The organism is Agrobacterium vitis, from assembly GCF_013337045.2.
Lineage (GTDB): Bacteria > Pseudomonadota > Alphaproteobacteria > Rhizobiales > Rhizobiaceae > Allorhizobium > Allorhizobium vitis_B.
The window spans coordinates 1887892-1912305 of sequence record NZ_CP118259.1; the positions used below are offsets into that span (position 1 = coordinate 1887892).

Annotated in this window: 22 protein-coding genes and 1 tRNA gene; 5 read left to right on the plus strand and 18 right to left on the minus strand. The window is 55.1% G+C overall.

The genetic code is table 11. The features are described from left to right. Positions 1-2: 2 nt before the first annotated feature. The 11 genes from G6L01_RS09155 to G6L01_RS09205 form a co-directional block, all read right to left on the minus strand. Positions 3-1817, minus strand: coding sequence for a terminase large subunit (locus G6L01_RS09155; protein ID WP_070165031.1), 1815 nt, complete (start codon positions 1815-1817; stop codon positions 3-5). After that, the gene (locus G6L01_RS09160) at positions 1801-2268 is read right to left on the minus strand and encodes a P27 family phage terminase small subunit (RefSeq protein WP_070165032.1); all 468 of its coding nucleotides are present in this window, start codon (positions 2266-2268) and stop codon (positions 1801-1803) included. Before G6L01_RS09160 ends, G6L01_RS09155 begins: the two co-directional genes overlap by 17 nt. A 75-nt stretch (positions 2269-2343) precedes the next feature. Further along, positions 2344-3186, minus strand: a complete 843-nt coding sequence (locus G6L01_RS09165; protein ID WP_070165033.1) for a hypothetical protein — start codon at positions 3184-3186, stop codon at positions 2344-2346. A gap of 300 nt (positions 3187-3486) precedes the next feature. After that, a complete protein-coding gene (locus G6L01_RS09170; RefSeq protein WP_070165034.1) occupies positions 3487-4950 on the minus strand; it encodes a biosynthetic peptidoglycan transglycosylase in 1464 nt (487 codons plus the stop codon). A 762-nt stretch (positions 4951-5712) separates the two neighbouring features. Then, the gene (locus G6L01_RS09175) at positions 5713-6369 is read right to left on the minus strand and encodes a transcription termination/antitermination NusG family protein (protein ID WP_070165036.1); all 657 of its coding nucleotides are present in this window, start codon (positions 6367-6369) and stop codon (positions 5713-5715) included. After that, entirely contained in the window at positions 6356-7639 is a 1284-nt protein-coding gene (locus G6L01_RS09180; protein WP_081356550.1) for a helix-turn-helix domain-containing protein, read from the minus strand. The genes G6L01_RS09175 and G6L01_RS09180 overlap by 14 nt, the downstream gene beginning before the upstream one ends. Continuing rightward, entirely contained in the window at positions 7636-7929 is a 294-nt protein-coding gene (locus tag G6L01_RS09185; RefSeq protein WP_070165037.1) for a hypothetical protein, read from the minus strand. The genes G6L01_RS09180 and G6L01_RS09185 overlap by 4 nt, the downstream gene beginning before the upstream one ends. Further along, positions 7926-8486 carry a hypothetical protein gene (locus G6L01_RS09190; protein ID WP_070165038.1) on the minus strand — a complete coding sequence of 187 codons (561 nt, stop codon included), beginning with the start codon at positions 8484-8486 and terminating at the stop codon, positions 7926-7928. Before G6L01_RS09190 ends, G6L01_RS09185 begins: the two co-directional genes overlap by 4 nt. Beyond that, entirely contained in the window at positions 8474-10111 is a 1638-nt protein-coding gene (locus G6L01_RS09195) for an MT-A70 family methyltransferase (RefSeq protein WP_070165039.1), read from the minus strand. The genes G6L01_RS09190 and G6L01_RS09195 overlap by 13 nt, the downstream gene beginning before the upstream one ends. Then, positions 10111-10347 (minus strand): hypothetical protein, encoded by a 237-nt coding sequence (locus G6L01_RS09200; RefSeq protein ID WP_070165040.1) that lies wholly within the window; start codon positions 10345-10347, stop codon positions 10111-10113. Before G6L01_RS09200 ends, G6L01_RS09195 begins: the two co-directional genes overlap by 1 nt. Beyond that, the gene (locus tag G6L01_RS09205; protein WP_070165041.1) at positions 10344-10841 is read right to left on the minus strand and encodes a hypothetical protein; all 498 of its coding nucleotides are present in this window, start codon (positions 10839-10841) and stop codon (positions 10344-10346) included. Before G6L01_RS09205 ends, G6L01_RS09200 begins: the two co-directional genes overlap by 4 nt. A 492-nt stretch (positions 10842-11333) precedes the next feature. On the opposite strand from G6L01_RS09205, the gene G6L01_RS09210 reads away from it, so the two are divergent. From G6L01_RS09210 to G6L01_RS09220, 3 genes are all read left to right on the plus strand, one after another. Continuing rightward, a complete protein-coding gene (locus G6L01_RS09210) occupies positions 11334-12032 on the plus strand; it encodes an XRE family transcriptional regulator (protein ID WP_234892416.1) in 699 nt (232 codons plus the stop codon). A 617-nt stretch (positions 12033-12649) separates the two neighbouring features. Then, positions 12650-12934 (plus strand): MerR family transcriptional regulator, encoded by a 285-nt coding sequence (locus G6L01_RS09215; RefSeq protein WP_070165044.1) that lies wholly within the window; start codon positions 12650-12652, stop codon positions 12932-12934. A gap of 5 nt (positions 12935-12939) precedes the next feature. After that, positions 12940-14064: a tyrosine-type recombinase/integrase gene (locus G6L01_RS09220; protein ID WP_174089210.1), complete on the plus strand. Its 1125-nt coding sequence runs from the start codon at positions 12940-12942 to the stop codon at positions 14062-14064. A 118-nt stretch (positions 14065-14182) separates the two neighbouring features. Here the strand turns inward: G6L01_RS09220 and G6L01_RS09225 are convergent. Further along, a tRNA-Cys gene (locus tag G6L01_RS09225) sits at positions 14183-14256 on the minus strand. A 229-nt stretch (positions 14257-14485) separates the two neighbouring features. Between G6L01_RS09225 and G6L01_RS09230 the strand changes: the two genes are divergently transcribed. Continuing rightward, positions 14486-14803 (plus strand): hypothetical protein, encoded by a 318-nt coding sequence (locus G6L01_RS09230; protein ID WP_070165046.1) that lies wholly within the window; start codon positions 14486-14488, stop codon positions 14801-14803. A gap of 118 nt (positions 14804-14921) precedes the next feature. Here G6L01_RS09230 and G6L01_RS09235 read toward each other — a convergent pair whose 3' ends face one another. The 6 genes from G6L01_RS09235 to G6L01_RS09260 all read right to left on the minus strand — a co-directional run bounded on the left by G6L01_RS09235 (position 14922) and on the right by G6L01_RS09260 (position 23253). Beyond that, on the minus strand, positions 14922-15683 hold the full coding sequence (locus G6L01_RS09235; RefSeq protein ID WP_060717872.1) for an ABC transporter permease: 762 nt from the start codon (positions 15681-15683) through the stop codon (positions 14922-14924). Then, on the minus strand, positions 15680-16606 hold the full coding sequence (locus tag G6L01_RS09240; RefSeq protein WP_070165048.1) for an ABC transporter ATP-binding protein: 927 nt from the start codon (positions 16604-16606) through the stop codon (positions 15680-15682). The genes G6L01_RS09235 and G6L01_RS09240 overlap by 4 nt, the downstream gene beginning before the upstream one ends. A 207-nt stretch (positions 16607-16813) precedes the next feature. Beyond that, positions 16814-18139: a GGDEF domain-containing response regulator gene (locus tag G6L01_RS09245; protein ID WP_070165162.1), complete on the minus strand. Its 1326-nt coding sequence runs from the start codon at positions 18137-18139 to the stop codon at positions 16814-16816. Between the two features lie 504 nt (positions 18140-18643). After that, positions 18644-19477: a response regulator gene (locus G6L01_RS09250; protein ID WP_015916382.1), complete on the minus strand. Its 834-nt coding sequence runs from the start codon at positions 19475-19477 to the stop codon at positions 18644-18646. Between the two features lie 256 nt (positions 19478-19733). Further along, a complete protein-coding gene (locus tag G6L01_RS09255; protein WP_070165163.1) occupies positions 19734-22247 on the minus strand; it encodes a GcvT family protein in 2514 nt (837 codons plus the stop codon). A gap of 235 nt (positions 22248-22482) precedes the next feature. After that, positions 22483-23253, minus strand: coding sequence for a helix-turn-helix transcriptional regulator (locus G6L01_RS09260; protein WP_070165049.1), 771 nt, complete (start codon positions 23251-23253; stop codon positions 22483-22485). 348 nt (positions 23254-23601) lie between these two features. Between G6L01_RS09260 and G6L01_RS09265 the strand changes: the two genes are divergently transcribed. Further along, positions 23602-24396, plus strand: coding sequence for a class I SAM-dependent methyltransferase (locus G6L01_RS09265; RefSeq protein ID WP_070165051.1), 795 nt, complete (start codon positions 23602-23604; stop codon positions 24394-24396). Positions 24397-24414: the final 18 nt, after the last annotated feature.

Sequence of the window (24414 nt, forward strand, 5' to 3'; positions counted from 1 at the left end):
CTTTATTGATGTATGGAATAATCCGGGTCATCCCATGGGGATGCCTGGGAGGCACGAACACGACACATCGCCATGCCCATCGACATGGCCAAAGACACCATGCCGTCGATGCGGCCAAAGGCATGTTCCTTGTCGAACATCCGATGGCCGGTGCGGTTTTCTGCAAAGACGGTGCTGGCCGCACAACTGTCCAGCATCGGGTTCGGGTCGATCTCGATGCGCGTCTCATAGAGCGCATTCTCGAGCTTGTTGATGCTATGCGGCATCCAGAGATAGATATCCTGCTCACCATCAGGTGCATTTGGATCGCGCTCCAGCACCCGGCGCTGGAAGCCCTGAGGGTGGATGGTCAGCGGTAGGGAAACACCCTGATCCTCCAAATGCTCGGACAATTGCTCCAACCCGTACTGGTCGGCGCCGATCTCTGTCGGTTCGAACTTTGCGCAGATCTCGGCCAAGGCTTCTGCCAGCCAGGGATATTTGAGCCGCTGGCCCGGCACCGCCTCGATAAAACCCTGGTCACGCCAGAGGTCATAGGGGGCCTGGTCGGTATTGGCCCGATCCTCCAGCGTATCGGCCGGGGTCCAGAACCAGGTCTTTGACGCAAACCGCTCTGCATCCTTGGTACTGTCCAGGACCCAGATCAGGGTCAGCGCGGTAAAGTCACGGGTGCGCGACAAATCGAGGCCGCCATAGCAGGGAAAGCCCTCGGCGATCAGCCAGTCAAGATCAAGATCCTTCTGGCAGGCCATCCAGGCCTCACGCTTGATTGCCGCATTGACCGATTGCGTCCATTCGCAAAAGTGCAGCCGGGCAATGCCGTTTCGTTTGCCGGGCATCATCCGCGCCTGGTCAACGACCCCATGCAGATAATCCGTGGTGATCGTCACATCCAGCAGCGGGTTTGCCTTCACCCAGCAGGACGGATCATTCTCCCAATCATCGCCCTCATCGAGCGAGCAGACAAAAGCGAATGTCGTATCGTCCTGGACGATGCCCGCCGCAACGTTGACCGCATGCTGATGCTCTTCCCAGCAGATCGATTTGCGGTCCGACCCGGAATTGGTTGCCATCACCAGCAACGGCTGTTTGCGGAATTTAAAGCCGCGTTCCAGCATTTCGATGACATCCCGGTTGGGATGTTCATGCACCTCATCGCACAGCGCACAGGACGGACGCGGACCCGATTGCGCCTTGTCAGCCGAGATCGGTTTGAAGAAACGCTTGTCGCCACCTTTGCTGATATAGGTCAGTTGCCAGACCGGGTTTTCCCCCGAGGTGGTAATCCGCCGCATCAGTTCCGGCGACTGGTCGCGCATGGCAACCGCATCACGAAACAGCACCTGCGCCTGATCTTTCTTGGCAGCCGCCGCATAGATCTCGGCACGGGGTTCGCCATCGGCCACCATCATGCAGATGCCGATCCCGGCCAGCAATGGCGATTTGCCGTTGCCCTTCCCCTCCTCGTCATAGAAGCGCCGGAACCGACGCAAGCCGGTATCGGCCCATTTCCAGCCGAACAGCGAGCCGACCCGGAAAGCCTGGCTCGGATGCAGCCGAAACCGCCGTCCCTCGAATTGCCCGCCATTCAGGCGCAGCTTGGACCCGAACCACTTGATCCGCGTGTTCGAGGTCTCCAGATCCCAGACCAGGCCACGGGCCGGACCGTCGATGAGATCGCGCAGGTGACGGCGGCAGGCATTGCGAACATGGGGACCGGCAACGATGTCGCCGCGCACCACATCCGCCGCCCAGGCGGTCACCGGATCGTCGTCATAGCTGACATCCGGGATCTCGACATCAATCGAATCCATCATCGGTCGGGAACTCAAATCCTAGCTGGCCGGTCGCCTGCAAGCCGCGTTCGGCAGATGGCGTCATACCAAAATCACTCGCCAGCGCCCGGATCTGCCGCCACGTCTCATTCAACTGGCTGACCTCCGGGCGGCTCTTCAACTGGGTGCCGTTGCGGGTTTGGCTCTCATAGGTTTCCCCGCCTTCCCGCACATCGAGCCGCAACCGCTCATGACGGGCTATTGTCCAGCAGAGCTGTTCGAACATGTAAACGTTGATTTCATTCAGTCGGTTCTTGCGGGGATCACACAGCGGCGGCGCGATCCGGTCCCAGATGGCGCGCACCTCGAACGGCAGTTCATCCGGCCGCAGCTCCCGCGCCTTGGCCGCCGCCCGCGCCTCGAAGTTCGCCCCCTGCCCATCCTCGGCTTTGAGCGGGACCACGTTTTCGGAGGTAGGTTTGCGGCCTTTCATCCCAAATCCTTTACAGAGTAGAAAAAACAAACCAACGCAATCTGGAGCCAGAAATTTGAACAAAAAAAGATTTTTTTAGTCATCCTCATGGGATTGGCCAGGTCTCTTGTATCTTTCGTCCCGACCTTCAAGGCTTGAACTCTCAAAACCTCTACGCCATACTAAATCTGAATTATATTCGTCTTCTTCAATCCATGAAAATACAGCGTCTTCTAAACGGAAAATGTATCCTAGCTTATTTGTCTTTGAATTTCTAAACCAAGCTGCCAATCTTGACGGCAATGTTTCACAAACAATTGCTCCAGCAATGAGTTGCTGGACCGCCTTTCGTGCACTGATTTGCTGACTGCCAATCCCCCAGGTTATGACCGTAAAATCTTCCAGAGGAGATTTGAGGTGAGATGCATCTGCCTCTGCAATCTCTTTCTCCGTTAAGTATAGCTTCACAAGTTCAAACCGCCGCCAAACATCATCTGCCTTCTTATTAAGTTCGCGAGCTGCTGAAACCACCTCTTCACGACCAAGGTCAGGAAACAATGCCTGCTTCCCAATAAATATTAGCGGCGATCTACCATCTAACGGCCTTTGAGAAATAAAGGAAGATTTGTATACAAAATTCCTATCTTTAAATACTACCCCCCTAAGCTGGTCTAAATCGCTACAGACATCTCTCAGTCCCGAAAGCATCATCGCCATCTCGGCGTTGCGGCTAGATGCAATCAATGCCCGCTCAGAAATGCTAAGTTGCTGTTTGGTAAGATACACACTTGAAAATGACGCGAGTAGAGCCACTATGGCCGTTATCTCACCAAAACCTAAACTGAGCTTATTTTTTAATTTTTCTCTGCCTATCAGTTTGGAAACACGATCATGCCGTAATATTTCTCGGCGTCTCCTTGGCTCAAATTTCCTGATCATTTCCACCCCATAAATTCAATTATCTGCTATTAAAGAAAACAGGCAGTTACTCAAGTAGCTGGCAACAAGCCTACTTATTTTTGAATGGATAATTGCTGAGAGTGGCTTTTTCCCTCCAATTTCCGCTGGCTACACAGAAATGATAAACGCCGCCGCCCGTGCCTCGAAGTTCGCGCCCTGGCCATCCTCGGCTTTGAGGGGCACGACGTTTTCGGAGGACGTGTTGCAACCCTTCATGGTAAAATACTCCTGTGAGACTTTGCAGCTTATAACAGAAATTAAAACACGCTTATCTTCATTTTATATATTACGAATTATTTTGAAAAAGCTCTTATACAATTTAATTATCTCGCCACGTAATATTTCATATGTTGTTTTTTTTGTTTCAAAACCGTAAAAAAACATGTGATTAAAAACATCATTTTTTATCTTATCTAAGTTGTTTTGGCTAGATTTTATCCTTTTCGCTTCAATTTGGTATTTAAATATATCAATAATATTAAACACATCTTGTCGATTTATAATTTTATTATCAAATAGGTATTTTATATTTAAAATAAGCTTATCCACGATCAGCCCTGAATTGATGTTAGATACTCTTTCAATCAAAAAGAATGCCTGACTGACATTTACATTGCTTAACTGTTCGTGCGGGAAGAAAAATTTAAAAGCTTCAATGACACCATTTACCCTACGCTCATAACGCACAGAACATATGTAAAGATCAATAATGTCGTTCTTCGAGAAGCAGCGATCAAACCAGACGGCCAAAAAGATCTCCACAATCTTTCTACGCACCGAACCACCAGACATTTTCAAAAACAACGTTCTGGCTATCTGCTGGGTTATCGTTGAGCCTCCGCTACGTTTTCCTCGCTTCAAATAGCGGTATGCTGCTGCGAATATTGCTCTTAAACTGACACCATGGTGCTTATAAAAAGCCCTATCTTCCAACGCCACAAGTATAGTCCTAAAAATCTCGACTGGAACACCAAGCCTTTTTGCCTCCATTACAGACAATCTAGATCTGTAAATTATATATTCAAAATTTAATTCAATTTTTTGACGTAAAATCCTAGCAGTAAATACAGATACAATACGAAATATACTCTCGTATTGGTCGAGCAAGTGTAATCGATAATACAGCGCCACAAAAATTCCCCACAAAAAACTCAGAGCAATTGGAAAAAAATTATATCCAAAAACAAAATATTTCTCTCCAAGCTGAAACTTAGGAAAAAACAACCAAACAAGGACACCTGAAGTAATTGAAAGGCAATATACTGGAACAGCCTTCGGCGAAATCCACCCATGAAACATACGCAAGTGGTATGGTTCATTTGCACCTTCAATTCGCTTATTAGGCAGCACCAACTCTATATGGCCATAACTGAGACCGAGCATACGCCTTAATATTATAATTTTACGACTAGATAATACTACAGAACGTCGTGTATCAGCAAAATATGACGTAGACGCCAAAGTAAGCAATACAAAAACGATTACGAATGCGGCTAGCGTATGAGTACTTTCAATTCCATTTTTAAGTGCTCCCTCGACTCGAACAGCGTTGTCTTTATAGAACGCCGCCGCAACACCTATGAAACCAAGTAAGACTGATGTCGACATATTGAGGACTTTACCCTCGCTTGCGAGAGTTGATGCGGCAAGATCATACTCCTTTAGGGCGACCTCAGTAGCCTCTTTAGAAAGATGATAAGTCGGGAAATATTGCTGATCTTTAATTCTGGTCGTTTCAATCATTTAAGCCCACTCAATCGCGATTGCGCATCGCATATCAGAATAAGCTACAACCTTAAGCCAATCAGTAAGCGTCAAGCAAACTTTTAAATCACGACCCTAGACACACAATAAGATGGCTTTTTCCCTCCAATTTCCACTCGCTACACAGAAATGACCAACGCCGGTGCGGGAGGCGGATCGGGTTCAAGGCTGACCCACCCCCTGCCCTCGACCATCGTCCGAGGGGTCACGTCCGGTTCGCCGGGTGTCTGGGATCGGTGGGCCAGCCATTCGCGCCCATGGCTGTCGAGAAGCCGCGATGTTCTTCCCGCTGTTTGGTCGCGTCGTGATGCTTCTTGCACAAGGTCTGGAAAGGTCCGTTCCAGAACTTCTCCGCATTGCCGCTATGACGTTCAATGTGATCGCAGACGAAGCCCTTCTTGAGCCTCCCTTGCTGCCTACACATCCGGCAATAGGGATCCCGCTTCAGCTGGATTGCCCGGATGGCTCGCCACCTCGTAGTGTAGTACCAAGAGCGCCAGCCCTTGGCCTCATCTGATCTCTGATCTGTCGCCATATCCTAGAACGCAAAAAGGCGACCCATCGGCCGCCTTGTCATCGTTCATCTGGTCATAGCTTACGCACTGGCCCTGAATCGCATCGCCTATTGGCTTGGATCAGAGCGAGGCCGGGGGAGAACATCAATCCCTTGGGAGCATCATACGCCCCGGTCATCTCGGTTGGAAAGGCGCTGTTCGCCTCTCCACGTTTCAAGCGATAATCTCAGGCCGAAATGAAGTCAATCCCCATCGTGATTTCGCTCATTCCGCCGAACAACGGCACGTCAACGACCACCTGGCCACGCTTCGACAGCACCTTGCGCACTGTCACCACGAAGTCGACAAACGGGCCAGAGCGGATCGTCACCTGCTTGCCCAGCACATCTGGCATCGGTGGAACATCCCGCCCATCCATATGTTTTCTCTCCGCTTTCTTGGCAGACAGCATCAGTTGGCGCATCAATGATTCGGGCATCAGGTGCGGCTTGCCATCCTTGCCCATCAGCCCGCGCAGCTTGGATGCAAGCATCAATCCGACGAAGGCTTCATTGTCGGGAATGACCTGCACGAACAGGTAGCCCCGAAACAGCGCCCGCTGGATATCCACAGCTTGCTTGCCGCGTCTGGGAGGCAATCTCAACCGCTCGAAGGGGCACCAGCACTCGATTTCCTGCTGTTCGAGCGAACCGCGGATCGCCTCTTCCATGCCGCTCTTGCAGCTCGCCACCACCCACCGGGCCAAGCGGTCGAACTCAGGCCGATCGCGCCTTGCCATGGCAACCTGTCGCTGCCGCTTGGCCTCGATAGCGTTGATGTAAGCCAGCCTCGACAAGCCATCATCCGAGACGCCATCCAGAAGTTTCCCGTTATGCTGCATCATGGGTGCGTCCCTCGCTCAGGCTGGTTTGGAAATGGTCGAGTGCCGCCTCGACCGCCGCGTCGAGATCGGGCTGATCCGGGTCAACGGGCGGGAAATAATTCCAGTCGCGCAGGCCCTCGACGAACATCCAGCCACGGCGTTCGTGCAGGCGCTTCCAGGCTGCAAACAGCGCACTGTTGCTTTCGACCCGCTCGAAGCTGGCAACCAGCGGCAGCAAGTCCACCGAGGTGACGAACGGCTCATTGCGGCGGGCAAGGTCGCGCATCCGGCTCACCAGCGGCCAGCCGTGTTCCCGGCGCTTTTCCCACACCAGGGCTTCCCGGCTGATCGCGCCGGAAGCCAGCCGCCGATTATCGAACGCCGTGAACACGAACTGGCCTGTCGGCTCGCAAAGCAGCGTTTCCAAGCGCCGCCCCATCCAGAGCTTGCCGCAAACCTTGGCGGTGGCATGGGTTTGGACCGCCTGGGCAACCTCAGGCATTTTTTCCCAAGCCCGGTCTCGCAGGAACACAGCGGCGAAGGTGAACGTGCCTTTGCCGATCCACTGGATGTAGGCCGGTGTTTTCTCGATGCAGGCTGCCCGCTGATCAGCCGTCAGGGCAAACCAAGCCTTCCTCGCTGCCGTGTCGCTGCTCTTGTCGTAATTCGGCCAAGTCGGATACCAGCGCTTGAAGGCGAGATCGATCTTTCGCAATTCCTCTCTCGAAAATTCCCCCCGCCCCGCGCCTGCGGTGGGAGAGTTGTTTGGAGAGTTAGCTGGAAGAATCTTATCTTGGTGGAGCTGCTCCACCACCTTTGTGGAACCATTTCCACCACCTTCGGGCGCCATTTCCACCACCTTTTCCGCGCAAGGCGGTGGAGCTGTTCCACCACCTTCCGGCAAAATCTCACCCTCAAAAGGTGGTGTATCTCCTCCACCAGCTTGCGCATTTGCGACAGAAGCGGCGGCAGCACTGCCCGTCAGATCGCGGCCAGGCCAGCGGGCGATATACTCGTTTCGCTTCCACTTCTGCCCACGAAAGCCGTGCTGGGTGACCTCGATCCAGCCCGCCTGTTCGGCAACATCGAGATGCTTCAGGATTGTTTTCTTATCCAGACCAGACAGTTCGACCAGTTCGGAAACCGGCGGATAGCAAGAGCCACCCGTGGCATCCATCTTCAGGCCGAGCGTGTGCAGCACCAGTCGCGTGATCGGCGGCAGGCCAGATTTGGCAACGGCATGACGCCAGGACCATGCCCGCGACGTTGCTCCGTGATCAGGCTCCATCATGCCGCACCGCCTTTGCGCGCCACGTCCAGCATCGCTGCTCTTGCCGCACCAATGGACAGCAACACGCTATCGCGCCAGCAGCCCTGCCCGTTCCGCGTGGAATTGATCGCCGCAAACTCGGCATCGAGATAATCGACACCGGCCAAAAACCCGGCCGTCCGCAACACCATGCAGATGGCAGCATGGTCGCGGTAAATGACACCTTGCGGCACCCGCAGCAGCCAATTGGCCCGCTCCGCGTCCGTCTGGCAATCGCAAAGCTGCTCTACGATTGGAAGTAGCCCGGTCATCCTTCACCCCCGCCGCGCAGCCACGCCTCGTACTCGCCAAACAGCGAGAGCCAGGCCGCTCTGACACGGTCATCTTCATTGATCTGTTTTTTGCTGGTGATGCCGAGGCGGGCCTTGAGTGCCGCGTCGGCAGTGTCTTTGTCGTCAACCACGCACCCGCCGCCTGTCTCACTCAGAAACCGGTGAAAGGCAGCGTGGGACAGCAGAATGGAGGCTTGAGCCGAGTGGTTCGGCTTGTGCTGTCGGGCCGCTGGCTGGCTATTGTGGTGCGACGCAAGCTCACCCCGCAGATCGCGCACCGCAACCGCTGCCCGATCCACAAGACGAAGAAACAGGCGCAAATGATCGAGCGCTCCGCAGATCAGGTCACGCTCGTCATGCAAGGCGTCCGGATGAATGGTGGCAATATGCACCTGCTCACCCATCAGCCGATGCACCACCAGGCGCAACCCGCCCCGATCCGCTTCCAGCGTCCAGACATCATCATTCAGACGCTCAGCCGAACCCTTGAGCCGGTTCACCGTCGAGGCTTCACGCTGGCGGTTCACATCCTGCATGATGCCGCCTCCGAGGTCTGCGAGACCTCCGTGGCCTGCGAGACCGGCGCGGTCTGCGTGGCCTCCGATGCCTCAAAGCCCCAGAAGTCCCATTTGCCGCCAAGCCGCACGTCACCCTCGGCAAGGCTCTCCTTGCGCTGAAACAGTTCCAGTTTCGGCAGTTGCGGCCACAGCCGATCGATCTGCTCGGCAAACCACACGGGCTTGCGGCTATGCTCGGTCTTTGCCTCGGCATAGAGGCTGTCCGGCTGCGTTCCGGGCAATGGAGCGAGTGAGACCTTGCCGCGCTTGCCGATCAACAGCAGTTCATGGCGATCCCGCACCCAGCGACCCATGCCGATATGCACCTTGTCCCAGGCCATGCAGGTGACATAATCAAAGCCCCAGGCCCGCAGCACGTCGATGCCATCGGGCAACCGGTTGGCGGTCACCCACAGGAACAACAGCGCATCCATGGTGAAGGGCGAGTTCTCGCCTGCGCAGAGCGCCTTGATCTCCTCCACCGGCATGGCGGGATATTTGAGGCCTTTGTCCTGGCCGGTCTCATCGCTCCAGGCCTCTTGCTGCCACGGTGGGTCGGCATAGCCGATGGCATAGGCACCACGCGGCACGTCGCCACCTTTGCGCCGGCCATGCTCGGCAATGGCGCTCACCAGGTGCAGCCGCATGTCCCGGTGATGTTTTTGGTTGGTGGTGCGGATGGCCTTCGATTCAGCCGTGACTGCCTTGTCTGCGGCGATCAGATCGCGGGCAAAGCGCTCCTGCGCCTCTGCCGTCTCCAGCCGCTTTAATTGGTCGAGCGTCACGCCCTTGTCGTGTCGCGTTCCCCGCAACATCTGCAATGCGGTTCGGGAAATCTTCGCGCCACGCTCGACATCACGCTGAATGGTCCGCTCTTTCTGCCCGGTTGCTTGCGCCGTGGCAGCGGTGAAGCGTTTGACCTCAGTAGCGTCGCCAATTTGGCGAACCTTCGGACGGCCATTTCCAACAGCGCCATTTGCCGTATCTGGAAACTTGACCAGATAGATTTCCTTGCGACGATGCAGAAACAGCGCCCGGTCGGATGGTGTCAGATCGGCGCGGATCAGGTTCTCGTCGATCTCGCAAAGCTGCCGGTCGAGATCGTCGCCACGCTTGTGAAAGCAGAGAATGAACTCTAGCCCCAGCCGCTTGCAGGCCTCCAGGCGGTGGCCGCCCGCACCGAGATCCACCTCAGCGTCGTCAACATCGCCATAGACGGTGATCGGGGTTTCCAGCCCGTAGTCGCGGATGTTGTCCATCAGCGCCAGAACGGTCGTCTCATTCAGGGTCCGCAGCCGGTGTTCGGCGCGGATGCTGTCAATCCGCCGTTCCGTTGCCACTTTGGTTTTTGGCTGGATGACTGGTACGGGTTCGCTTAGGCCCAGCACCGCGAGCATCTCGCGGGCGCGGTCCGTCGGATACCAGCGATTGCCGTCCTTCTGATCGCGGATCAGATAGCCGCAGCCTTCGGCTGCCACCTTGTTGGCGGCAATCACCTGCGCCACGTCCTTGGTGACCACCTCGCCATCGCGAATCGCAGCAACAATAAGGGAAAGCCCGGCGGAACCGGGCTTGGGAAACTTGACTGACGTATAACCGGCCATCAGTTCGCCCTCATCAGACGATCAAGATAGGCCTGCCCCAGACCGGTCAGCAGCACCGTCTTGTGATCCTCGCGGATCAGCACATAGCCGCAGGCACGGCAGTCATTCGCCAACTGCCGGTCAGGGCCATCAGGCACGATCAGCTGACCACCATGGATTTTGAGCTTGCGCAGGAAGGCCCGTGCCCGCGCACTCAAGGGCCGCTCGAATAGCGGGGTCAGGGTTGCGTCGATCATGGCTGATCTCCCACGATCCGCAGGCCAAGCTTATCGCCGCCCCTCGCCTTCACACCGGCCAGCGCCTTGCGAAGTGCTGCAAGACCGACTTCCAATTCCGCCGCATCCCGGTCCATCTTGGTGGCTTCCGCAGGCGTCACCACCATGTCGGAGATCGCCACCGCGCCACCGGAAATCAGGTCGCCAGCCCGGCGCACCATCTCCGAATAGGCAACGACAACGCCCTGCTCTACGGCGCGTTCACCCGCCGGGTCGGTCAACCGCCGCCCGCTCAATTCCGCCATGGCCGAGGTCACGACCGGCACCCCGCATTCGCTCTCCAGCGCATAGACAACAGAAATCGGCATCAGGTCCGTATCACGCGGATTGTTCATCCGGCCGATATGGCTGGCAGACACCGACGAGATCTCCGACGCCCGCTCGATACCGCCAACCAGCCTAATCAGGTCACGTTGCGCCGCTTTGATGCGATGAAACCAAGCGCTTGTGTGCATAAGACAAAACCTTTCCCGCGCCGGGAAATCTCCGGCGTTTTTCCCGTGGTGGGAATTGATCAAAAATGTGAGGAATGGACCGTCAGTTCATCAGGGAGGACCGCATGCAAACCGAAACTTGCCCGCACCAGATCGGACGCCAAACAACCTGGTGCGGGCTGCGCGCAGCCGGGAGGAGGAAATGCGCGGGTCACTTAACAAAAGAACCAATCGACTCATGGACTGGGTTTCCTTTTGCTGAGGCAAATTTCAAGGAATTGGATCGCAGTAACTTTGCGACCTGTTCCGCGCTCCACATCACGAGCTAGATCCACACTGGGATCACGTTGGCCCAAAAGCACGCGCGATAACGTACTGGGCGAGCGCCCAATTCGAAGCGCAAAGCTCGATAGCTTCTCACCGGATTCGTCTAAATATGTTGTCAAAGCATCCATAGCCCAAGACTTGCCAAATAGGCAAATTTTAGTCAAGGGCAATTTTGCCTATTTGGCTATGGTGCTATATCAGAAAACTGAGCATTTTTGCCATATGGACAAACAATACCCCAACAGACTAAATGCGCTCCGCGAAGAACGCGGGATGACAATAGAGCAAGTTGCCGAGGCAACCGGCTTATCGACCTCCTATGTATCGAGGCTTGAAAACGGAGACCGCAATCTTTCCGTTAAAAATCTCAACCTGTTTGCACATGCGCTAAGTGTAGAACCGCAGGAAATTTTAATTAAAAATACCGAACCGAAAGCGAATGTTGTAGCCGTGATGGGACGTATCGGAGCCGGAGCCGAAATCCTACCGGACGAGGAACAAGTACCTCCAGAAGGTCTGCACGAAGTCGAGACACCCTTTCCTCTTCCTGATGATGCCTTGGCATTCGAGGTCAACGGCGATTCGATGTGGCCTAGATATGATGATGGCGATATTATAATTTGTTGGTCTCAAAGCCTTGTCCCCGAGGACGTGCTTGGATGGGAGGCCGCAGTTAGAACGCGGGACGGCCGGCGCTATCTCAAACGTGTTCACAAGGGAGCAGATGCTGGGACTTACGATCTAGAAAGCCACAACGCACCAACAATTAGAGGTGTTGAATTGGTGTGGGTCGCATCCATACAGTCCGTCATTAGGAGCGGTCAGTGGAAGAGGGCCGCTCCATCTGAGCGCCACAGACGTATACGCAAGATGACTTCAACATGATCTTTGATAAACCAGCTAATCATGCAGCCCGGACATTTCCGGGCTTTTTTTTGCCTCTACGATCTTTGCCAAATAGGCAAATTATATCTTGACGAAAATTGCCTATTTGGCAATATAGCGCTTGCAATCAATTCAGAGATGACTTTGACGCAGCCAAATATGGAACGCGCCAGTAGCCGGGGCCGCGAACGCCGATCTGCGCTTGCCTCAAAGCCTCCACAAGAAGGAGCGTTATAATTGGCATTCGTGAAAAATATTAAGAGGCCGACTGACCAAGCACTGTTGGATATGGTGCAGGACAGACTATCGCCGGCGCAGATCGCAAAGACAGTCCCTTGCTCTATCGATTCGGTTCGCAGCTGGCTCCGAGAGCTCGGCTGCAGCCACAATCACAAGGGAAAGTGGTTCCTCCCAAACGAAGCACGCGAGACGCCGCGACGGCCCAGCCTACCGGCTAAAAAGCCATCGCTCAACATCAGCAGGAGCGTGCTACAAGAGCAGTTTCCATTTATTCGCACCCACGTCACAATCACGGACGATGGCAGCCGCATCACCCTTCCCGACCTTTCTATGCTTGCCTCCGCCCGTGCAGAGCGAGACAGAAGGGAGCGCCGCAAATGATAAAGACCGAACAAATTCGTTCAGGCCCGCCTTTTTCACCCATCGCCAGCGTCCCTCGGCTGGGCCTTAACCGCGTGGAGGTAGCTGCCGCCATTGGCGTCAGTGTCGGCACTGTAGATCTGATGGTGACCGAGGGTTTCCTGCCACCGCCACGCCGTTGGCACAGCCGCAAGGTTTGGCTGGTGCAGGAAATTGCCATCGCAATGATGGACTGGCCGGAAGACAGCAACCCTTTGACAAAGAAAGACAGTAACGCCGATGAATGGCGGGCATCTGTGTGATGGACATGACCAATATCGAATTGCCCTACATCGAGAGAAACAAGACCCGTCACGGCTCCATGCGCTATTACCTGCGCATCGCTGGCAAGCGCATCTGCCGCCTGCCCGATGACATCGAGTCAGAAGCCTTCGCAATGGCCTACTGGAAGGCAAGGAACGCCGTTCGCCCTCCAGAGGAGGACACAGGGCCAAAACCGATTTCTCGTCTTGTGAAGACCGGTACGTTCCGATGGCTCTGCATGGAATACATGCGCAGTCATGAATTCACGACCTTGGACAACACCACGCAGACGCGCCGCCGGCACATCATCGAAGCCATGTGGCACGAACCCTTGAAAGCAGGCGACGAACGCACTTTTGCAGACATGCCCCTCCAGCACATGGACGTCACAAATCTGGAGGTTCTGCGAGACCGTAAGAAGGAAACGCCGTTTGCGGCAGATGAGAGGCTGAAAGTGCTTCGGCAGGTGTTTGACACCACCCAGAACGGAAAACCGATCACGGCCAATATCGCGCGTATGGTGAAGCCGTTTCGCGCTCAGACCGATGGCCACCAAACGGCAACACCCGGCGACCTGGAGCGCTTCATCGCACACCATGGCACCGGGTCAAAGGCGACACTCTATCTAGCCATCCAAATGTATACGGGCTTACGCGTCTCCGATCTCGCCGCCCTTGGGCCGAAACATCGTCATAAAGACGCCTTCCGGTTTCGCCTGTTCAAAAACCGCAACAGGACGCCTGTAGATATCAACATCACCATTCATCCGATCCTCGAAGCCGTCCTAGCAACACACAAGACCACAGGCCCCACCTATCTGGTGACGGAATTCGGAAAGCCGTTTAGCGTAAAGGGTCTGGGAAACAGGATCTCAGATTGGTGGACGCAGGCGGGCATGCCGCACTTGACCTCCCATTCTGTTCGCAAAGGCCTGGCGACAGACGTTGCACACAACGAAGCGACCGACAGCATGTTAGAAGCAATGTTCGGCTGGCGCGACAGCAAGACATCAAAAATCTATACCCGCGACGCGGAGCGCTCTCGACTTGCTCGCCAGACCGTGGAGCGGATCAACTGGGATGGAATTGGGCCGCAATTATTGGCGCTTAAAGAAGCCGAAAACAGCTAATTCAGAAACGCACTGCCACACCCTCAAAATTGCGTGGCGGAACAAGAGGCGAACGAACTGCCACACGCTAAAAATAACGTCGGAAAATCAGAGACTTACATATGGGAGAAAAAGGGAATGGAGGCCTCGCCCGGAATCGAACCGGGGTGCAAGGATTTGCAGTCCTCTGCGTAACCACTCCGCCACGAGGCCATTCCATAACTTAAAAGCGTGTGGTGACGGGCATTTAGAACGGATCGAAAAGAAGCGCAAGAGGAATTTCCGAAAAACCCCGTTCTAAAATTTTTGAAACTATATTCGAGCCGGGTTCCGCGGGAATGACGGGACAAAAAGTCTTAAATTTGCCTCCAGTTCGGCATCCCCTGTGCAGAAACGATGAAACCACACATCATTCTTGACTCTCCCCAAGCGAGAACATAACATGAACAATATGGCGTATCGATACGCTGAAAGTCTGCTTTCACAGGAGATCTTCGATATGTGTTCAAAGTCTGGTTCCCCGGATGCCGACCGGATTGCTCATCTTATTGAATGGCACGACGGCGATGCAAGAGCCGCCATTGCCACGCTCCTGGACGATGTGCATCGTTTGCGTCAGCAATTGGCAATTGCGTCGAATGCAATCAGTCTCGGCTATACGAGAGGATGGATACCCATTGATGAGGTGAACTGTATGAGGGATATCATCGGCGGCGCCATGCCGCCCATCCCCATGGCGGATCATGAAGCGACTGCATAATTTCTTAAACCAGTTGCGGCTTAAGGAAAAAATCATGCAGCCGATATGCAGAGTTACAGCATCCTTTGTGCTTTTGCCTTTTCAGGAAAGCCGGGCTCCGCTTTTCCCAAATAAAATTCTAGGCCTTCAGCTTGTAGCCAGTGCGGAACATCCAGGTCAGCACAGCAAGGCAGAGGGTCAGAAATAGGCCGATCATGGCCAGACTGATCAGTGGATTGATATCCGCCTCCCCGAAGAAGCTCCAGCGGAAGCCGCTCACCAGGTAGAAGACCGGGTTTAAGTGGCTGATCATCTGCCAGACGGGCGGCAGAGCGTTGATCGAGTAGAATGTCCCACCCAGAAAGGTCAGCGGCGGGATGACCAGCATTGGCACCATGCTCAATTGTTCGAAATTCTTTGCCCATATGCCGATGATGAAACCCGCCATGCTGAAGGACATCGCCGTCAAGGCCATGAACAGCAGCATCAGTACCGGATGATCCACCCGGATATCGACGAAAAGCGTCGATGTGGCCAGAATGATCAGGCCGACGATCATCCCCTTGGTCGTCGCCGCCCCGACATAGCCCAGCAGAACCTCGCCCAGCGCAATCGGCGCCGAGAGGATTTCATAGATGGTGCCCGTGAATTTGGGAAAATAGATGCCATTGGCGCCATTGGAGATGCATTGCGAAATCAGTGTCAGCATGATCAGTCCCGGCGTAATGAACCCGCCATAGCCCACCTCAGTCCCGGTCTGCATTTTCGTGCCGATCGCCGCACCGAACACGATGAAATAAAGCGCGGTCGATACGACAGGAGAAATCAGGCTCTGCATCAGAGTGCGACGCATACGCTGCATTTCGGCCCGGTAGATGGCCCAGACTGCGGTATAATTCATGATTTCCCCCCGGTCAGCGAAACGAAAATATCCTCGAGCGAGGTTTGCCTGGTGGAGATGTCAACCACAGCGATGCTGGAGGTTTCCAAAGCCGTCAAAAGCGCCATCAAGGCGCCGGGCGTTGCCTGCGGCTCATAGTCGTAGACGATCTGGCGACCCTCGCCAGCAAGGCTGAGGCGCCATTCGTCCAGCCGTCCCGGCAGGCTTTTCAGCGGCTCGGCCAGATCCAGGATCATCTGCTTGCGGCCAAGCTTGCGCATCAGCGCCACCTTGTCCTCCACCAGCAGCACCTCACCCTGGTTGATGATGCCGATCCGGTCAGCGATCTCCTCGGCCTCCTCGATATAATGGGTGGTGAGAATGATCGTAACGCCCCGGCTGCGCAGATCGCGTACCAGGTTCCACATATCGCGGCGGAGCGCGACATCGACCCCCGCCGTCGGTTCATCCAGAAACAGCACGCGCGGTTCATGGGACAGCGCCTTGGCAATCAGCACCCGGCGCTTCATGCCGCCAGACAGCTCCCGCAGCACCGCATCGCGCTTTTCCCAGAGCGACAGGGATTTCAATATTCCCTCAAGATAGGCTGGATCGGCCTTGCGCCCATGCAGACCGCGCGAAAAGGCCACGGTATTCCACACGGTCTCGAACTGATCCGTGGTCAGTTCCTGCGGCACGAGGCCAATCACCGCCCGGGTCTGGCGAAAATCCTGAACGACATCGTAACCATCGACGACAACCGTTCCGGATGTGGGGTTGACGATACCGCAGATGATGGAAATCAGCGTGGTCTTGCCCGCGCCATTGGGGCCGAGCAGAGCGAGGATCTCGCCCTCCTCGATCTCCAGCGAAACATCCTTCAGTGCCGAAAAACCGGTGGAATAGGTCTTGGTGAGGGACTTGATCGATACGATAGACGCCATTCGTGCAGACATTCCTGAACGTCCGCCTCCTTGACTGTCGAGACAATGCGACAACACGGACCTTCCCATGCGCCCCACCGGTCTCCACTCCCGGAAACGGACTGTGAGCAACAGAGGCGCCTATATAGCACGGCTCCTTGCACCGGCCACCGCTATAGGAGAAATCTTTTGTAAAAGAACAAATTCACACACCTGAAAATTGTCGCGTCACACTTCAGAGGGGAGCGGTACGGCCTTGGAAGAGGCAACGGAATGGTCGCAATAGACACGGTTTCGGCCGCATTGCTTGGCCAGATAGAGATATTGATCGGCCGCATGCAGATAGTTGTCGAAAACTTCGCGCCCACCTACTTCCGCCACACCGATGGAAACCGTGACCGTCACGTTACCAGTGTTCAGCATCACCTGTCCGTGTGAAAGATCGACACGCAATCCATCGCAAAAGGCCGCAGCCTGCTGGCTGTTAAATCCCGGCAAGAGAATCCCGAATTCCTCGCCGCCGAGCCGCCCCAGCAGCACCGGCGATCCATGGGCATAGACCGTCATGCGATCCGCGATCTGCTTCAGCACCCGGTCTCCCGCTTCATGACCATAGGTATCGTTCAGTTTCTTGAAATGATCGACATCGAGGATCGCCACGCTACAAGGACGCGCATTCAGCAGGCATTGCTCAACCAGAGCCGGCCCCTCATGGAAAAAATAACGCCTATTGAACAGGCCGGTCAGGTAGTCCTTGAAGGCGGCCGTGCGCAATTGACGGATCTGTAGCAGCGCCCGCACATGCAAGTTGATCCGGCACTGCAATTCCTCGGTGACATAGGGCCGGTAGACGAAATCGCATGCCCCAGCCTTCAGGAAGCTGGCCGAGAGCAGCCGATCGGCAGAGGACGAAATACCGATAACCCGCAGATCGTCACTGGAATAGATTTGCCGAATCGATCGGGTCAGTTTGTAGCCATCCATATCCGGCATATGGTAATCGGTCAGAACAAGCGAAATGTCTTTCTCAGCAGCCAAAAGATCGAGGGCCTGCCTGCCGGTTCTGGCTTGGAACACCTGGAACCCCTGAATCAACAGGATATCGACCAGACTTTGTCTGGCGGAGGCAACGTCATCGACAACAAGAATCTTTAGGTTCCGATTATTGAGCAGGCGTTCAACTGTTTCAAGCACGATATCAAGGGCATGTTCGTTTTCCTTGACAATGTAATCGGCAACGCCACGCCCAACGATCTTGTCACGTAAATCGAGGCTGAAGGTGGCGGTAAATACCACCGCGGGAATGCCGAGGGCCACGACCCGGTCCAACAATTCACCGTCCATTGCTCCTGGCAGATTGAGATCAACAATCGCAACATCAAAATGGCACTCGTTCTGCGACAGCACGGCGCTGCATTCGGCGGCAGTAAGGCAACAGATGACATCAACACTGAGCGAAGTCGTCATTCGATGCTGCAAAAGCCGGGATATAGACCTGGAATCCTCGATCAGCAGCACGCGAGGCTTTGCGTTTTTCTCAAAGGCTTCGCTCATCCCGGCGGCTACAGTCTGTGCACAAAACACCATTTCCTGATCCATAAACTCTCCAGGATTGGCCCATTGAAGGCATAGCAGTGCCACGTTTCCGCAAACACAGACATGCTTTAACGCAAGCCAACCAAGCCTCTCCTCGATGGCGGCAACCTCTGCCTCCTTCAAGACTTTACGCCCCAAGGAGCGCGCACTCATATTCTCTAAATTTTGGGGGAGGAAAACTGACAGCGCCACAACATGCAGCAGAAATTTATTTATAAGTCGAAATCCAAAACAAACGGCAGACGACGGACAGTCATTTTCAACGACGACTGACGTAACCGCAACGCAGGGTAAGCTTTAGTCAGCTATATACTGCAATACCAAATCTCGAAGAGACTTACACCGAAAAAGATATTCGCAACAGCAATACCAAGAGTCATTTTAAATAACTCCTGGTACAAGGGTTTTGAAATTCAAAAACTCCATAAATCTGTTTTGATTCAAGGAGTTATACAAGGAGCATTAAGCCGCCGCCTGGTTTCTCTTGCGCCCGGCACGGATTTGCACCAGCGTATCGAGGTTCTGATTGACGCGGCAGTAGAACTCTTCGTCGATGAACGGACGCAGCATGAAATCATTGCCACCGACCTTGAGGAAACGCGCTGACAGCAAACGGTCCGACGAGGACGAAACGCCGATGATCCGCAGCTCATGCGAACCGCGCACAGCGCGAATGCGCCGTGTCAGTTCAAATCCATCGATGTCAGGCATGTTATAGTCGGTCACGACCAGACCGATATCGGCATTGCTCTTCAGGAGTTGCAGGGCCGTGGCACCATTATCCGCCGTGCTCACCCGGAAATTGTAACGCTTCAAGCGGCTCGACAGCAAAGCGCGCGCGGTCGGGCTATCATCAACGATCAGCACGTGGTGATTGTGATTGGTGAGAAAGCGGCAGACGGACTCGATCAGCATTTCAACCGCGAAGATATTGTCCTTGAGGATATAGTCGACAATGTCCTTGGCCAAAAGCTTTTCACGGGTTTTCTCGTGAAATGTGCTGGTAAAGACGACTGTTGGAATGTTCAGATCGGTCAGATATTCCAAAGCCTCGCCATTTTCGGCGCCCGGCAGGTTGATATTGGAGATTGCCAGTGTAACAGGCTCGTCGGAAAGTTCGTTTGCGGCCATCAGATCTTCGTATGTGCGGCAGATTTCCGCATCAATATTGAAAATCTCTTTCAAACGCTGCGTGATCATGGACGTAAAGACATTGGAGTCTTCTGCGACGATAATACGTGCGTCCGGAAATTTTTCGCCCGAATATTGCATTCCTGAAACGCCAAGATAGGTCATGACACGCCTTTGAACAAGAGATCTTGCCGCAATATAGACATGATCGATTGCTGAAATATTAATCGAAACGGGGCGTTATACCTTCTATGCTTAATAAGAACAAAAAGGCGGCCCGCAGCAGGCCGCCTTTTTGGATAGATTCAGCACGTCGTTTATCGACGGTAGGTTTCAAACATTGCCATCCGTCCTGCGTTCAGAAAACAGCAAATATTTCCAAACACCTGAGCAAGCAATATCTAACTCCATTTTACCGCTCTCAAGCCCTGAGAGCGGCATTATCAGGATCGAACGGGCTTTCGCCCACAACCACCGCGTCAAAGAGATCGCCGAGGATCTTGATCTTCAGCTTGGTGCCTTCAGTTGCATAACCGGGTTGCAGCATGGCGAGCGCGATAGACTTGCCGATGCGCCAGCCATAGGTGCCATTGGTTGCACGCCCGACCAGATCGCCCGCTTCATTATAGATCGCTTCCGAGCCGCGAGCATCGACATCCGCGACCCCTTCGACAACCAGCGTGGCGAAATTCCATTTCAGGCCCTTCTCCTTATAGGCAACCAGAGCCTCCTTGCCGATAAAGTCCTTGTCGAGCTTAATGAAACGGTCCAGTGCCGATTCGTAGGCATTGTATTCGATCGACATTTCGCGCGGGATCAGGCGGTAGGATTTCTCGACCGACATCGACAGCATGGCGCGGATGCCGAAAGGCTTGATGTCGAATTCGGCACCGGCTTCCATCAGCTTGTCGAAAATATAGGCCTGCATCTCGATGGGGTGATGCAATTCCCAACCGAGTTCCCCGACAAAATTGACGCGCAATGCATGGGCACTCGCCACGCCAACCGAAATCTCCTTGCCGGTCAGCCAGGGGAAATCCTTGTTTTCAAGGCTGGTACGGGTCAGTTTCTGCAAGACCTGCCGCGACTTTGGCCCGGCCAGAACCAACACGCCGAGCTTCTGGGTGATCTGCTGAAGCTTGACCGACCCGTCGGTGGGCGCCAGCTTGCGCAGATAATCATGGTCATGGGCCTCATAAGCGCCAGCCGACACAAGATAGAAACGGTTCGGAGCCCATTCATAGACTGTGAATTCGGCACGGACCCCACCGTGCTGGGTCAGCATGTGGCAAAGCGCGATACGGCCGCGCTTCTTCGGGATCGCATTGGCAAAAAGACTGTCCAGCCAGGCCCGAGCGCCGGGACCGGAGACTTCCATCTTGGCGAAAGCCGACATGTCGAGCACGCCGACATGCTCATTGACATGCTTCACCTCATTGCCGACATGCTCGAAATAGTTCGAGCGGCGGAACGACCATTTCTCCACCACGCGGCCATCCTCGGTCGGGGGGGCATAATTGTGGTTGGTGATGACATCGACGCCAACGCCAAGCTCGTTCTTGGGCACTTCATAGCCTTCAGGCGCAAACCAGTTAGCGCGCTCCCAGCCATAGACGGAGCCGAAAACGGCGCCCATCTTCTTCAACCGGTCATAGACCGGTGTGGTTTTCAGCGGACGGGCGGCAGCGCGTTCCTCATCCGGGTAATGCATGGTGAAGACATTTGCATAGGCTTCTTCGTTCTTAGCGATTAGATAGCCTTCCGTCGCATAAGGACCGAAGCGGCGCGGATCGGCGCCCATCATGTCGAGGGTGGATTCGCCATCGACGATCCATTCCGCCAATTGCCAACCTGCCCCGCCAGCCGCGGTGATGCCAAAGGAATGGCCTTCGTTCAGCCAGAAATTCTTCAATCCCGGTGCCGGGCCAACAATCGGATTACCGTCCGGCGTATAGGCGATGGCACCGTTATAGACTTTCTTGATGCCGACTTCGCCAAAGGCTGGCACCCGCACCATGGCCGTCTCGATATGCGGCATCAGCCGGTCGAGCTCTTCCTGGAACAGTTCGTATTCACTTTCGTCGGACGGACCATCGACATAACAGACCGGCGCGCCAACTTCGTAAGGTCCGAGCAGCAGACCACCATTTTCCTCGCGCATGTACCAGGCGCTATCGGCCTCGCGCAGCACGCCCATTTCCGGCAGACCCTTGGCCTTGCGTTCAACAATGGCCGGATGCGGCTCGGTGACGATATACTGGTGCTCGACCGGAATGACCGGAATGTTGATGCCGACCATTTCGCCGGTCTTGCGGGCAAAATTGCCGGTACAGGAAATCACGTGTTCGGCGGTGATCTCCCCCTTGTCGGTGGTGATCTTCCACAAGCCATCCGCCTGCTGCTCGATCGCGGTTACCGTGGTGTTGCGATAGATGGTAGCGCCACGGTCGCGGGCTCCCTTGGCCAGCGCCTGGGTCAGGTCGGCGGGCTGGATGTAACCGTCATCAGGGTGCTGGATGGCGCCGAGCAGGCCTTCGGTCTCACAGAGCGGCCAGATTTCCTTGACCTGTTCAGGTGTCAGGATGTTGACCTTGACGCCAATGGTTTCGGCAATCCCGGCATAATACATGAACTCGTCCCAGCGGTCCTTGCTGCGGGCGAGACGGATATTGGAGACCTTGCTGAAACCGACATTCATGCCAGTTTCTTCCTGAAGTTCCTGATAGAACTTCACCGAATATTTGTGGATCTGGCCAACCGAATAGCTCATGTTGAACAGCGGCAGCAGACCGGCGGCATGCCATGTCGAGCCGGATGTCAGTTCCTTGCGCTCGATCAGCACGCTATCGCTCCAGCCCTTCCTGGCCAAGTGATAGAGCGTGGAAACGCCGACGACGCCGCCACCGATCACCACGGCCCGTGCATGAGATTTGATCGACATGGAATTTCCCCTGTTCTGCTGCGAGCGCAAGGCGCAAACGACCGGATGACGCCGCAAGATTGATCCCGCGACTATGATAAAGACCCGCCCCCCTGTGCCGCCCGTTTGCGACATGGGCATGGGCTGGCGCGACCTGCTGATAAAATCTGCTGATGTCACGATCCTTGATCAATCGCAAATCGTCAAACGCAGAGAAAGCCCTTCTCATGGCGCCCATCGCGGAGACGCTTTATTGCGGTATCAGGAAGACCAGTTTGCAATCCGGGCGATCACATGGGCGGTAATTGAACTGGCGAAATCGCAGCCTGCCGCGATCCGGAGAAACCAGTTCACGCTCTCCGCCTTCGCGATCCAGCACCGTCTGCTCGCTCCACCCTTGAGCAAAGAGCGGACTGTCACGCTGCAACTGTTCGATCAGCGCACGGACCGTCGCATCGCGCAATGCATGACTGTAATCGGCGCGAAATTCGGCCAGCAGCCGCAGCGCGCGTATTTCCCAATCGACAATGATCTCCCGGGCGCCGGGATTGAGGAATACGTAACGCAGCAGGTTTCTATCCTTGCTGTGCTCCCCAAGCCAATCAGGAAACAGGGATGCGGCCGCTGAATTGAAACAGCAGGCATTCCAGTTGCGATCAAGCGCATAGGCAGGATGCTGCACCATGCTGACAGCCGTCACCAGGGACGCTGGCACATCATCGATGGCGTCTCCGTCTTCCTCATCAGGGTCGCGCCGGGCTGCCAGTTCAAACAGATAGGCGCGTTCGGCCCGGGTCAATTCCAGGGCACGCGCCAGTCTCGCCAAAGCCTGCGGCGAAGCCTGCACCTGACGCCCCTGCTCTATCCAGGCACACCATGTGGCGCTGATGCCCGCTCGTTCAGCCAGTTCCTCACGCCTCAGGCCCGGCGTGCGGCGCCGTCCGATCCGGTCCGGCACCAGTTTTTCGCGGTGGGTGCGCACGAACTCACCCAGCAAACGTCTCTGTTCAACATCCAGCATGGCAGCATTTATAACAGGATAACTGCTCCTCTTGTAACAGCATATTGTTGGCGTCATGCTGTTTACACCAAGCGACATCACCATGCCCCTTGGCCTTCTTATTGTGACGATCTCAAGCCTTTGGCGTCTTCGAGAAAAGCACAATTCCACTTACCGAGGATGCCTACCCATCTTCGATGCCTTGATACGATGCGGACAGCTCATGCAGCGGGACCTGAGCGAATTGCCGGGAGCAAAGGCCAGGAACAAAGGAAAGACGCGCTACACTCCAGACATGGAGTTGCAACGCTGAATTTCAAGCGTTTCATGATCTGAACCGGGATAAACCAACTTAACAGGAACAGTCAGATGCCAACAGCAACCAGCAAGAAAAATACACTGAACGAAAATCACGACCACCACGTGCAGCAGAATTTCGGCCCAAGGGCGAGCGCCTATGTGGAAAGCGCCGTCCACGCTTCCGGCGCCGATCTGGTTCGCCTGGGCGACATCGCCCGCACTGCCAATGCCAGCCATGGCGTCGATCTGGGATGTGGCGGCGGCCATGTCGCCTATGCAATCGCACCGTATATGGCAACCGTGACCGCCGTCGATCTTTCCGCCGATATGCTGGCCGCAGTCTCGCAAACCGCACCGGAGCGCGGTTTGACGAATATTGCGACAATCAGGGCCTCAGCCGAACAATTACCCTGTGAAAATGGCCAGTTCGACTTTCTCGCCTGCCGCTTTTCAGCTCATCACTGGCATGACGTCCATGCCGGCTTGCGGCAGGCCCGGCGCGTGCTGAAACCGGGCGCCCCAGCAATCTTCATCGATGTGGTCTCGCCGCAATCGCCATTGCTGAACACGCATCTGCAAGCAGTCGAGCTGCTGCGCGACACCTCGCATGTCAGAAACTATACGCTGGGCGAATGGACGCAGATGCTGGGACAGGCTGGCTTTGCGATAAAAACCTGTCAGACCAGCCGGTTGCGGATGGATTTCAAGGTGTGGACGGACCGCATGAAGACGCCCGATGCCCTGCGCACCGCCATCCGCCTGTTGCAGCAGGATGCAGCAGCCGAGACCAAAGCGCATTTCGAAATTGAAACCGATGGCTCTTTCATGCTCGACGTGGCGCTGTTTGAAACCCACCGGATATGACGAAACCGGTTCGTCGCA

Excerpts from the sequence above, each read along its gene's own strand:
- G6L01_RS09155 (WP_070165031.1), bottom strand. The coding sequence starts at position 1,817 with ATGATGGATTCGATTGATGTCGAGATCCCGGATGTCAGCTATGACGAC.
- G6L01_RS09200 (WP_070165040.1), bottom strand. The coding sequence starts at position 10,347 with ATGATCGACGCAACCCTGACCCCGCTATTCGAGCGGCCCTTGAGTGCG.
- G6L01_RS09215 (WP_070165044.1), top strand. The coding sequence starts at position 12,650 with ATGATAAAGACCGAACAAATTCGTTCAGGCCCGCCTTTTTCACCCATC.
- G6L01_RS09180 (WP_081356550.1), bottom strand. The coding sequence starts at position 7,639 with ATGATGGAGCCTGATCACGGAGCAACGTCGCGGGCATGGTCCTGGCGT.
- G6L01_RS09220 (WP_174089210.1), top strand. The coding sequence starts at position 12,940 with ATGACCAATATCGAATTGCCCTACATCGAGAGAAACAAGACCCGTCAC.
- G6L01_RS09240 (WP_070165048.1), bottom strand. The coding sequence starts at position 16,606 with ATGGCGTCTATCGTATCGATCAAGTCCCTCACCAAGACCTATTCCACC.
- G6L01_RS09210 (WP_234892416.1), top strand. The coding sequence starts at position 11,334 with ATGGTGCTATATCAGAAAACTGAGCATTTTTGCCATATGGACAAACAA.
- G6L01_RS09190 (WP_070165038.1), bottom strand. The coding sequence starts at position 8,486 with ATGCAGGATGTGAACCGCCAGCGTGAAGCCTCGACGGTGAACCGGCTC.
- G6L01_RS09250 (WP_015916382.1), bottom strand. The coding sequence starts at position 19,477 with ATGACCTATCTTGGCGTTTCAGGAATGCAATATTCGGGCGAAAAATTT.
- G6L01_RS09230 (WP_070165046.1), top strand. The coding sequence starts at position 14,486 with ATGAACAATATGGCGTATCGATACGCTGAAAGTCTGCTTTCACAGGAG.
- G6L01_RS09165 (WP_070165033.1), bottom strand. The coding sequence starts at position 3,186 with ATGATCAGGAAATTTGAGCCAAGGAGACGCCGAGAAATATTACGGCAT.
- G6L01_RS09175 (WP_070165036.1), bottom strand. The coding sequence starts at position 6,369 with ATGATGCAGCATAACGGGAAACTTCTGGATGGCGTCTCGGATGATGGC.
- G6L01_RS09160 (WP_070165032.1), bottom strand. The coding sequence starts at position 2,268 with ATGAAAGGCCGCAAACCTACCTCCGAAAACGTGGTCCCGCTCAAAGCC.
- G6L01_RS09260 (WP_070165049.1), bottom strand. The coding sequence starts at position 23,253 with ATGCTGGATGTTGAACAGAGACGTTTGCTGGGTGAGTTCGTGCGCACC.
- G6L01_RS09235 (WP_060717872.1), bottom strand. The coding sequence starts at position 15,683 with ATGAATTATACCGCAGTCTGGGCCATCTACCGGGCCGAAATGCAGCGT.
- G6L01_RS09245 (WP_070165162.1), bottom strand. The coding sequence starts at position 18,139 with ATGAGCGAAGCCTTTGAGAAAAACGCAAAGCCTCGCGTGCTGCTGATC.
- G6L01_RS09185 (WP_070165037.1), bottom strand. The coding sequence starts at position 7,929 with ATGACCGGGCTACTTCCAATCGTAGAGCAGCTTTGCGATTGCCAGACG.
- G6L01_RS09205 (WP_070165041.1), bottom strand. The coding sequence starts at position 10,841 with ATGCACACAAGCGCTTGGTTTCATCGCATCAAAGCGGCGCAACGTGAC.
- G6L01_RS09265 (WP_070165051.1), top strand. The coding sequence starts at position 23,602 with ATGCCAACAGCAACCAGCAAGAAAAATACACTGAACGAAAATCACGAC.
- G6L01_RS09195 (WP_070165039.1), bottom strand. The coding sequence starts at position 10,111 with ATGGCCGGTTATACGTCAGTCAAGTTTCCCAAGCCCGGTTCCGCCGGG.
- G6L01_RS09170 (WP_070165034.1), bottom strand. The coding sequence starts at position 4,950 with ATGATTGAAACGACCAGAATTAAAGATCAGCAATATTTCCCGACTTAT.